Raw genomic sequence first — 9,851 nt, forward strand, 5'->3', positions numbered from 1 at the left:
TTTAACGCTCCGCAGGATTTGCGCAATGCTAAAATTACGGGCAATCGCGCATGACAATTAAAAATTAGGGATTGATATGAAAGGAAAAATACTGCTCGCACTGACCTTTTTCTCCGCCGGGTGTTTTGCTGACGAATACGATCTGCATAGCTGTCGTAATGGCTATTTCCCCTCCTGGCCGGGCGTTTTTAATCAGGCAACAGTGAAAGCAGGCGGCGACGCAAAAGTGCATTTTTACCGCGACGATGAGGGATGCCCAGGGCAAGGCAACGCCTGCGCAACAAAACCCTATCTGGTGGCAGGCAATACGGTGCTGGTGGCGCAGGAAGTGCCGGGCTGGAGCTGCGTCTGGTACTCGGGGAAAAAGCATGAGTTTGTTGGCTGGATGCCCACGACGGCGTTAGAAAAGCAGCCGGTGCACAGCGCAACGCTCGCCGAGTGGACCGGAAAATGGCACGCCGAGGCAGGTGACAATGTGATTGAGGTTAAGTCCGTCGGCAACGGGAAAATTAAACTCAGCGGCCAGGCGACATGGTATGGCGGTAAGAATTCGGCAGGCTATGAGGTTGTGCACACCGGCGATCTCGATGAGACGATTGCGCCACAAGGCAATGCCCTGCACTGGGGAAACCCGAAAGAGGAATACAGCTGCAGCGGGACGGCGCAGCTGGTTAATGGCAACTTAATCGTCAGTGATAGCGGCTATTGTGGCGGAATGAACGTCAGTTTTGACAACGTCTATCACAAGCAGTGATCAGGCGTTGGAATAGCGTTCGGTTTCCGGCATCCAGCGCTCGATAAGGGCTTCGGCCTGCTGGGGATAGCGTTCGTGAATATGGCGGGCGATGCGCTGTACTTCCGGGATCATGCCCTGGTCGCGCAGCAAATCGGCCACTTTGAACTCGGCGGTCCCGGTCTGGCGGGTGCCGAGCAGCTCGCCGGGGCCACGGATCTCCAGGTCTTTTTGCGCAATCACAAAGCCGTCGTTACTGTCGCGCAGCACCTGCAGGCGTTTTTGCGCGGTTTTCGACAGTGGCGACTTGAAGAGCAGTACGCAGTGTGAGGCCACCGCGCCACGTCCGACGCGGCCGCGTAGCTGGTGGAGTTGCGCAAGACCCAGACGCTCCGGGTTTTCGATAATCATCAGGCTGGCGTTGGGGACGTCCACACCCACTTCAATCACGGTTGTCGCGACCAGAAGGTGCATGTCGCCCTGTTTGAAAGCCTGCATCACCGCCTGTTTTTCCGCGGGCTTCATGCGTCCGTGAACCAGACCGACATTCAGCTCCGGCAGCGCCAGCTTCAACTCTTCCCAAGTGGCTTCCGCCGCCTGGGCTTCCAGCAGGTCGGACTCTTCAATCAGCGTACAAACCCAGTAGGCCTGGCGGCCTTCGCCGGTACAGGCACTGCGTACGCGATCGATAATCTCGCTGCGTCGGGTGTCCGGAATGGCGACGGTAGTCACCGGTGTTCGGCCCGGCGGGAGTTCGTCGATAACTGAGGTGTCGAGGTCGGCATAGGCGGTCATCGCCAGGGTGCGCGGAATCGGCGTCGCGGTCATGATCAGCTGATGAGGATGGAAGCCCTGCTGCTGGCCTTTCTCCCACAGTGCCAGACGCTGATGCACGCCGAAACGGTGCTGTTCGTCGATAATCACCAGCGCGAGGCCGTTAAACTGGACCTGTTCCTGGAAGATGGCGTGCGTGCCGACGATCATTTGTACCTGGCCGCTGGCAATGGCTTCTTGCTGCGCCTGACGTGCTTTACCTTTTTGCTTACCCGCCAGCCAGCCCACTTCCACGCCGAGCGGTTCGAACCAACTGCGGAAGTTGTTGGCATGCTGTTCAGCCAGCAGTTCGGTCGGTGCCATCAGCGCCACCTGGCTGCCGTTCGCGATAGCCCGCAATGCGGCCAGCGCCGCAACTAGCGTTTTCCCCGAACCCACATCGCCCTGCACAAGGCGCATCATCGGCACATCGAGCGCCATATCGCGCTCAATTTCCGCTGTCACGCGCGCCTGTGCGCCAGTGGGTTTGAACGGCAGTGAGGCTAACAGTTTGTTTTTCAGCGTATCTTTCGGATTCAGCGGCTTTGCGTGATAACGCTGTGCCCCGGCGCGCAACGCTAGCATGCTGAGGTTGTGCGCCAGTAACTCTTCCAGAATTAACCGTCTCTGTGCCGGGTGTTGCCCGGTGTCCAGATCGGCGAGCTGCAGCGACGGCGGCGGGCGATGCAAGGTGCGCAAGGCTTCCGGCAGCGTCATCAGCCCCTGTGCCAGCTCGGGGGGCAGCAGTTCGGCAATGGTGCAGGCGGCAAGCAGATCCAGGGCCTGGTCGGTGAGCTTGCGCAACGTCGCCTGTTTTATCCCTTCGGTCGTCGGATACACCGGCGTTAAGGTTTCCTGCAATTCCGGCGTGCTGAGGTCGCCCTGCACGCGGTATTCCGGGTGGATCATCTCTGCGCCGTACTTCCCGCGCTTTGCTTCACCGTAGGCCAGCACGCGATGCCCGGTCGCAAGGCTGTTTTTCATCGCCGCGTTAAAGTTGAAAAAGCGCATGGTCAGGATGCCGGAACCGTCGCTTATCTGGCAGGTCATCATGCGACGTCCGCCAAAGGTGATGTTGCAGTTCAGCACTTCGCCTTCCACCGTGGCGTAAATGCCCGGCAGCAGGTCGGCAATGGGGTAGAGTTGGGTGCGATCTTCATAGCGCAGAGGCAGGTGAAGCAGTAAATCCTGAATCGTATGCAGGCCGATTTTTGCCAGTTTACTGGCCTGCGCCGCACCGACGCCGGTAAGGGTGTTGAGCGGGACGGCATCCAACAGGCGACCTTGCATAGGCGTTATCTCGCTGCCTGCATGGTGGCCCACCAGGCGTCGTCGGCATCCACTTCGCCACGCTCGTTGACACGGGGATAGGGCAGACCTTTGCGTTTGGCGACGCGCGCCAGCACCGGATAGCCGCCTTCAAACAGCCGACGCTGCTGCTCTTCGTCCGGCAACATGCTGTTTTCGCGCAGGTACATGCCGGCGTTTTGCCGCTGGCGCTGGGCTTCGTAGAGAATCAGCGCGGAGGCGACGGAGACGTTCAGTGACTGCACCATGCCGATCATCGGGATGATGATGTCCTGATCCGCAAGATCTAATGCTTCCTGGGTGATCCCGGATTTCTCCTGTCCCATCAAAATACAGGTGGGACGGGTGTAGTCGATCTCGCGGAAATCAACGGCTTTGTCTGAGAGGTGTGTCGCCAGTATCTGCATTCCCGCGGCTTTCAGCCGGGAAACGGCGTCGCCGATGGTTGGGTGCGTTTTCACTTCCACCCAACTGTTGCTGCCCGCTGCGGATGACAGCATGGTATGCATGCGCCGGCTCGGCCAGACGGCGTGAACTTCATGTACGCCGACGGCATCTGCAGTGCGGATAATGGCAGAAACGTTATGAGGTTTGTGGACCTGCTCCATGCATACGGTCAGGTCCGGTTGACGCCTGGCCAGCATCTCGCGGATTCGCGCATAACGTTGTGCATTCATATACACTTCATCCTTCAAATTGCCTCGGCGTTAGCTGCACTCTATCACCCCAGTCAGGTACTTCTGTACGCTCCCGGGGATTCCCGCCTTAACGCAATTCGAATGCTTTTGTGTAAACACTAGTTGCGGTTACGGGTGACTTTAATCACATCCGGCATGACGCGGATTTTGCGCATGATGTTCGCCAGATGGACGCGATCGCGCGACGTCAGACGGATGAAGGCGCTGTAAACGCGACCGTCTTTCTCTTCCGTGTTCAGGCTCTGAATGTTGGAAGAAGCGGTGTTGATTGCCGCGGTCAGATTCGCCAGCGCGCCCTGATGGTTGAACATATCCACCTTGATTTCGGTGATAAATTCCTGCGCGGTGTCCTTGTCCCACTCAACTGCCATAAACTTCTCAGGCTCTTTCTGGTAGCCACGGATGTTACGGCAGGATTCATGGTGGATAACCAGCCCTTTACCGGGGCTGACGTGCGCCACAATCGGGTCGCCGGGAATCGGACGACAGCATTTCGCGAAGGTAATCAACACGCCGTCCGCACCTTTGATCGGCAAATGGCCGCCGCTGGAGTTGGTGGAGGTGCTGGTGCCTTGCGTTGTCGCCGTCGCTTCTCCCTGCTGCAGGTTCTTCGCCACCACCACGCTCATGGCGTTGCCGAGGCCGATTTCTGCCAGCAGATCGTCAAGCGTGGCGAGCTTCATGCGGTCCAGCTCGCGCTGAATATGTTCTTGCGGGATTTCCGCCAGTTTACGGCTGCCACCCAATGCGTGGTTGAGCAGGCGGCGGCCGAGGCTCACCGAGTCGTCACGCTTGAGGTTTTTCAGCAACTGGCGAATTTTGGCGCGGGCTTTCGAGCTCACGACAAAGTTGAGCCATGCCGCATTCGGACGTGCGCCCGGTGCGGTAATGATTTCCACGGTTTGCCCGCTGGTCAGCGACTGCGACAGGGGATACGGCTGCCTGTCGACACGTGCGCCCACGCAGGCGTGACCGATATCGGTATGCACCGCATAGGCGAAGTCGACCGGAGTCGCACCTGCCGGCAGTTCCACGATGCGGCCTTCCGGGGTGAAAACATAAATCTCATCCGGGAAAAGATCAGATTTAACGCTCTCAATAAATTCAAACGAGCTGCCTGCGCTCTGTTGCAGTTCGAGCAGGCTCTGCATCCAACGCTGGGCGCGGATTTGCGCAGTGGTGCTGCTTTCGCCGCCGTGCTCTTTATAAGCCCAGTGCGCCGCAACCCCCATTTCCGCCATCTGGTCCATATCTTCGGTGCGAATTTGCACTTCAACCGGGACGCCGTGGGGACCGATCATCGAGGTGTGCAGAGACTGATAGCCGTTCGCTTTTGGAATGGCAATGTAGTCTTTGACGCGACCCGGACGCGGTTTGTAGAGGCTGTGCATCTGGCCCAGCACGCGATAGCAGGTGTCAGAATCATGGACGATAACGCGGAAGGCGTAGATATCCATAATCGAGTGAAAACGCTGCTCTTTAAGCACCATCTTGCAGTAGATGGAGTACAGGTGTTTTTCGCGACCGCTTACGCGACACGGAATTCCCGCTTCCTGCAAACGCCCTTCGATTTCAGAAAGGATCTTCTGAATCATCTCTTTACGGTTACCGCGCGCGGCTTTCACCACCTCTTTAATGACGCGATAACGGTTCGGGTATAACGCTTCAAAGCCCAGCTCTTCGAGCTCGGTTTTGATGTGATGGATACCTAAACGGTGCGCCAGCGGGCTGTAAATTTCGAGGGTTTCACGGGCGATGCGGCGACGTTTGTCCGGGCGAAGAGAGCCCAGCGTGCGCATGTTGTGGGTACGGTCTGCGAGTTTGATGAGAATGACGCGGATATCCTGCACCATCGCCATAATCATCTTGCGAAAGTTTTCGGCCTGCGCCTCTTTCTTATCGCGGAACTTGAGCTTATCAAGTTTCGATACCCCTTCTACCAGTTCGGCAACGCTTTTACCAAACAGCTGTTCCATGTCCTGGTAGGTGGCGGGGGTATCTTCAATCACGTCATGCAGCAGCGCGGCCATCAGCGTTTCATGGTCGAGTTTCATCTCGGCCAGAATACAGGCTACGGCGACAGGGTGCGTGATATAGGGTTCACCGCTTGAACGTGTCTGACCCTCGTGAGCGTCACGTGCAACGAGATACGCCTGCCGAAGACGCTTGATCTGGTCTTCCGGCAGGTAGTTTTGAATCAGTTGATTCAGACTTTCAAACAGATACAAGGGCGACCCGCTTAATGATTAACGACGACCTTCAGCAATAGCGGTAACGGCTTGTAATTCAGCGGCTTCCTGCTCTTGCTGTTCCTGGCGCTCACGTACGTCGAGGATCTGGTTGTTGATCAGACCTTCTTCGATTTCGCGCAGCGCGATAACGGTGGTTTTATCGTTTTCTTCCGGTACCAGCGGATCCTTTCCGCCTACCTGCATCTGACGAGCGCGACGCGCGGCGACCAGTACCAGGTCAAAACGGTTACCAATTTTCTCTACAGCGTCCTGAACAGTTACGCGTGCCATATTTAAAATGCTCCACAGATGAAGAAATGACTGGGCATGATACTGAATGTGGGTTCAGTCTGCCAACAGTTTGGTGATTAAAGCGTCATGTCGCTGCATCTGGCGGCCCATACGCAGACGTTCGGCGCGAATGATGGTTTTCAAATCGCCCAGGGCGGTGTCGAAATCATCATTCACAATAAGGTAATCATACTCTGCGTAATGGCTCATTTCCGCAACTGCTTGCGCCATGCGCTTTGCGATAACGTCTTCGCTGTCCTGACCGCGACCGCGCAGACGTCTGTCTAACTCGATTTTCGACGGTGGCAGAATAAAGATACTGCGCGCCTGCGGCATTCTCATGCGGATTTGCTGCGCGCCCTGCCAGTCGATATCCAGGAATACATCTACGCCGGTTTTAAGCACTTGCTCAATCGTGGCGCGTGATGTGCCGTAATAATTGCCAAATACCTCGGCGTGCTCAAGAAAGGCGTCATCACTAATCATGTCTTTAAATTCAGCATGATTAACGAAGAAATAGTGTTCACCGTGCACCTCACCCGGACGCGGCGCGCGCGTGGTGTGTGAAACAGAAACCTGGATGTCATACAACGGTTGGGTTTTTAATAAAGCCTGGATGAGGCTTGATTTACCCGCGCCACTGGGGGCGGAAACAATATAAAGCGTGCCTTGAGCCATGAGAGTCTTTTGTATGTGAATTGCGAAAGGAAACTTACATACGTGCCTATTATACACAACGGCGCAACGTGACGTAGCCCTCGTCACACTTTTTACTGTGGATAATGGCGTTTTGCGCGCCTTTTCCCTGATTTGCCATCATTTTTCTGCAAAAGGTGAAAAACCCCGGAACCCGCATCGCAAACGCCGTTTTACTGCCTCGAAAACAGATTCCCGTCGCGATATACCCGCAGCACTCAGCCAGGGAGACGGTGATATGTGGATAAAAGCATTTATGATGATCGGCGCGATGGCATGGAACGTGTGCAGCTACGCTGCCTGCCCGGTCTGGACGCCTGCACGAGCAGATCAAGAAATTGCACAGCTGGAAAAACAGATTGCGCAGTGGAATGAGGACTACTGGCTGCAAGGTGCCAGCGCGGTAAGTGACGACGTTTACGACAACCTTAATACCCAACTGGCGAACTGGCGGCGCTGCTTTGGACAAGAGATTGTCCATGATGCGCCAGCTACAGCGGGCGGTACGCTAAGGCACCCGGTTGCCCATACGGGGGTCGATAAACTGCTTAATAAAGCGGCGTTGCAGAAATGGATGGCGGGTAAAACAGCGCTATGGGCACAGCCGAAGGTGGATGGGGTGGCGGTGACTCTGGTTTATCGTCAGGGCAAGCTGGAGCGAGTTATCAGCCGGGGCAATGGCCTGGTGGGGGAAGACTGGACGCAGAATGCCCGTCGTATTTCCGCTCTGCCGCAACGTGTCACGGGGGTGCTGGCAAACAGTGTCTTACAGGGCGAGCTTTTTCTGCGCCAGGACGGCCACATCCAGAAGCAGATGGGCGGTATGAATGCCCGGGCCAAAGTAGCGGGAGCCATGATGCGGCGAGGTGGAACGGAGGTGTTAAACGACATTGCCGTCTTTGTCTGGAGCTGGCCGGACGGGCCACAAACATTAACCCAACGGCTGCCATTGCTGACGCAGACCGGTTTTGACTGGGCGGAACGCTACAGTGTGCCCGTCAGCAATGTCAGCGAGGTGGACGCCCTGCGTGAACGCTGGTTCACCACCGCCTTGCCCTTTGTGACGGACGGAGTGGTGGTGCGCAGCGCTCAGGAGCCGGAAGGGAAGCGCTGGCTTCCGGGGCAGGGAGACTGGGTTGCGGCATGGAAATATCCCCCGGTTGAGCATGTTGCCGAGGTGAAAAACATCCACTTTACCGTCGGGCGCACCGGGAAAATTGCCGTGGTGGCGCAGCTGGAGCCGATACAGCTGGATGATAAGCGCGTGCAGCGGGTCAATATTGGTTCCGTGCGGCGCTGGCAGACCCTGGATATTGCGCCGGGCGATCAGGTGCTGGTAAGTCTGGCTGGGCAAGGGATCCCCCGCATTGAGAATGTGGTCTGGCGCGGACTGGTTCGCGATAAACCGCAGCCTCCGGCACCGGTTTTCACGCCGCTCACCTGTTTTTATGCTTCGCCAGAGTGTCAGGAGCAATTTCTGGCCCGGCTGACATGGCTGAGCTCGAAACAGGCGCTGGATATTGATGGCTTGGGAGAGGCGGGCTGGCGAGTGTTGCATCAGGCACATCGGTTTGAACATCTCTTTTCCTGGCTGGCGTTGAGCAAAACGCAGCTACAGGAAACCGCCGGGATAACGCCTGCCCGGGGGCTACAGCTCTGGCATCGCTTCGATCTGGCCCGAAATCGCCCCTTTGTACGCTGGGTGTATGCCCTTGGACTGCCGTTAACCAAATCGGCAATTCAGGCCGCCGGGGATAACCACTGGCAGCAGATGCAGAATCGAAGTGGGCTGGAGTGGCAGCGCCTGCCGGGTATCGGTGCAGAGAAAGCGCGCAAAATCATGGCGTTTATACAAGAACCGGTGATTCAGACGCTGGTGGCCGAGTTGGGCAAGCACGGGATTACCGGGTTTTAATACCGCCATTCTCGCTGTGGAATCACTCCGAAAAGCGTACAAAAAAAGGTAGAGATAACAACAAGAAGCGTCAACGGAATTAAGAATTATTCCGTTTAACTTGACCTTAACCCGGTTACTCCCCGTAGTATCATCGCTAAACATCAGCGAAATTAATGGTTGGCGAAGACATGGAACAGGTTGAACTGGGCAAAAATGCGTTGCTTCTTAAGGAATGGCAGGCGTTATTGCGTCAGACGTCGCCCAAAGTTCACGACATTCTGGCTTCGTTAACGGATCAGGAAATTCGCCATCTGGTTAATGTTTTTTATGACTACATGCTGCTGCATAAAGAAAGTGCGCTTTTCCTTAATACCGAGCAGGTCAGTACCCGGTTGAGCCACAGTATGTTTCACTGGCTGCGTAGCGTTCTGGGCAGCGCCCATGAAGACCTTTCGCTGCTTCTCGAAAAGCAAAGAGAGATTGGTATTGTGCACGCACGGATTGGTCTGCCGATTGACCTGGTGGCTCGCGGCGCGCGCAAACTCAAAGATGAGCTTTATCGTCTGCTGAAAGTGAAAGAGGTGATTCCGGCACATCTGCTCAGCGATATCATCTGCTTTAGCAGTCTGGCGATGGATACCGCCATTGAAGCGATGACCGTCTCTTACTCGCCGACCTACCAAAACTCAATGCATGCACAGGAACAGTACCGCCTGCTGTCGATTTACGATGATGTGAACGTTGAGCGCGAGCGGCAAATCAGCTCGCTGACGAGCTGGGAAAATCAGTTTATCTACAACATTGCTACGGGCCTGCCCGCGGCAGACTTAATCTTTTTGTCGAAGTCAGAGTTTGGGATGTGGTTCTCCCACAAAGGGAAACACCTGCTTGGTAACGCGGAAATGCTGGCAAATATGGATGCGCTGATAAAACAGGCGGATGACCATATTACTCAGGCTCTGGCCAGCGAGCAGGCGCCAGAAATGGGGTCACGAATGGGATTGCTGCAAACCATTCGCCAGCTTACCGGGCAGATCCACCTCCTGCTCGCCTCAATGTTTGATGCGCTGGTGAAATTGGAAAACGGCAAGGATCCGCTGACACAGTTAAGGAAGGTGCGATTTAATCGTCAATTATGAGAACATAACCCTTTCTTTGACATAGACTTTTCACGATGCCCGCTC

The 9,851-nt window shown here is 55.9% G+C and carries 7 protein-coding genes and 1 pseudogene; 3 read left to right on the forward strand and 5 right to left on the reverse strand.

Features of this window, described 5'->3' with window-relative positions:
- Nucleotides 1-76 precede the first annotated feature (76 nt).
- On the forward strand, nt 77-754 hold the full coding sequence (locus tag ACSZPU_RS08045) for a hypothetical protein (RefSeq protein WP_498997330.1): 678 nt from the start codon (nt 77-79) through the stop codon (nt 752-754).
- Here ACSZPU_RS08045 and recG read toward each other — a convergent pair whose 3' ends face one another.
- From recG to gmk, 5 genes are all read right to left on the reverse strand, one after another.
- The gene (recG, locus tag ACSZPU_RS08050; protein WP_498997332.1) at nt 755-2,836 is read right to left on the reverse strand and encodes an ATP-dependent DNA helicase RecG; all 2,082 of its coding nucleotides are present in this window, start codon (nt 2,834-2,836) and stop codon (nt 755-757) included.
- A gap of 5 nt (nt 2,837-2,841) precedes the next feature.
- Entirely contained in the window at nt 2,842-3,531 is a 690-nt protein-coding gene (trmH, locus tag ACSZPU_RS08055) for a tRNA (guanosine(18)-2'-O)-methyltransferase TrmH (protein ID WP_498997334.1), read from the reverse strand.
- Between the two features lie 119 nt (nt 3,532-3,650).
- The gene (spoT, locus tag ACSZPU_RS08060) at nt 3,651-5,780 is read right to left on the reverse strand and encodes a bifunctional GTP diphosphokinase/guanosine-3',5'-bis pyrophosphate 3'-pyrophosphohydrolase (protein WP_498997337.1); all 2,130 of its coding nucleotides are present in this window, start codon (nt 5,778-5,780) and stop codon (nt 3,651-3,653) included.
- An 18-nt stretch (nt 5,781-5,798) separates the two neighbouring features.
- Nucleotides 5,799-6,074, reverse strand: coding sequence for a DNA-directed RNA polymerase subunit omega (gene rpoZ / locus ACSZPU_RS08065; RefSeq protein WP_000135058.1), 276 nt, complete (start codon nt 6,072-6,074; stop codon nt 5,799-5,801).
- 54 nt (nt 6,075-6,128) lie between these two features.
- On the reverse strand, nt 6,129-6,752 hold the full coding sequence (gmk, locus tag ACSZPU_RS08070; protein WP_498997352.1) for a guanylate kinase: 624 nt from the start codon (nt 6,750-6,752) through the stop codon (nt 6,129-6,131).
- A gap of 256 nt (nt 6,753-7,008) precedes the next feature.
- On the opposite strand from gmk, the gene ligB reads away from it, so the two are divergent.
- Nucleotides 7,009-8,685, forward strand: coding sequence for an NAD-dependent DNA ligase LigB (gene ligB / locus ACSZPU_RS08075; RefSeq protein WP_498997354.1), 1,677 nt, complete (start codon nt 7,009-7,011; stop codon nt 8,683-8,685).
- A 170-nt stretch (nt 8,686-8,855) separates the two neighbouring features.
- Nucleotides 8,856-9,791 (forward strand): annotated as a pseudogene (locus ACSZPU_RS08080) (protoglobin domain-containing protein); the annotation flags it as partial.
- Nucleotides 9,792-9,851 lie beyond the last annotated feature (60 nt).

The sequence above is a fragment of the Phytobacter sp. V69 genome (assembly GCF_965644215.1).
Classification (GTDB): Bacteria; Pseudomonadota; Gammaproteobacteria; order Enterobacterales; family Enterobacteriaceae; genus Phytobacter.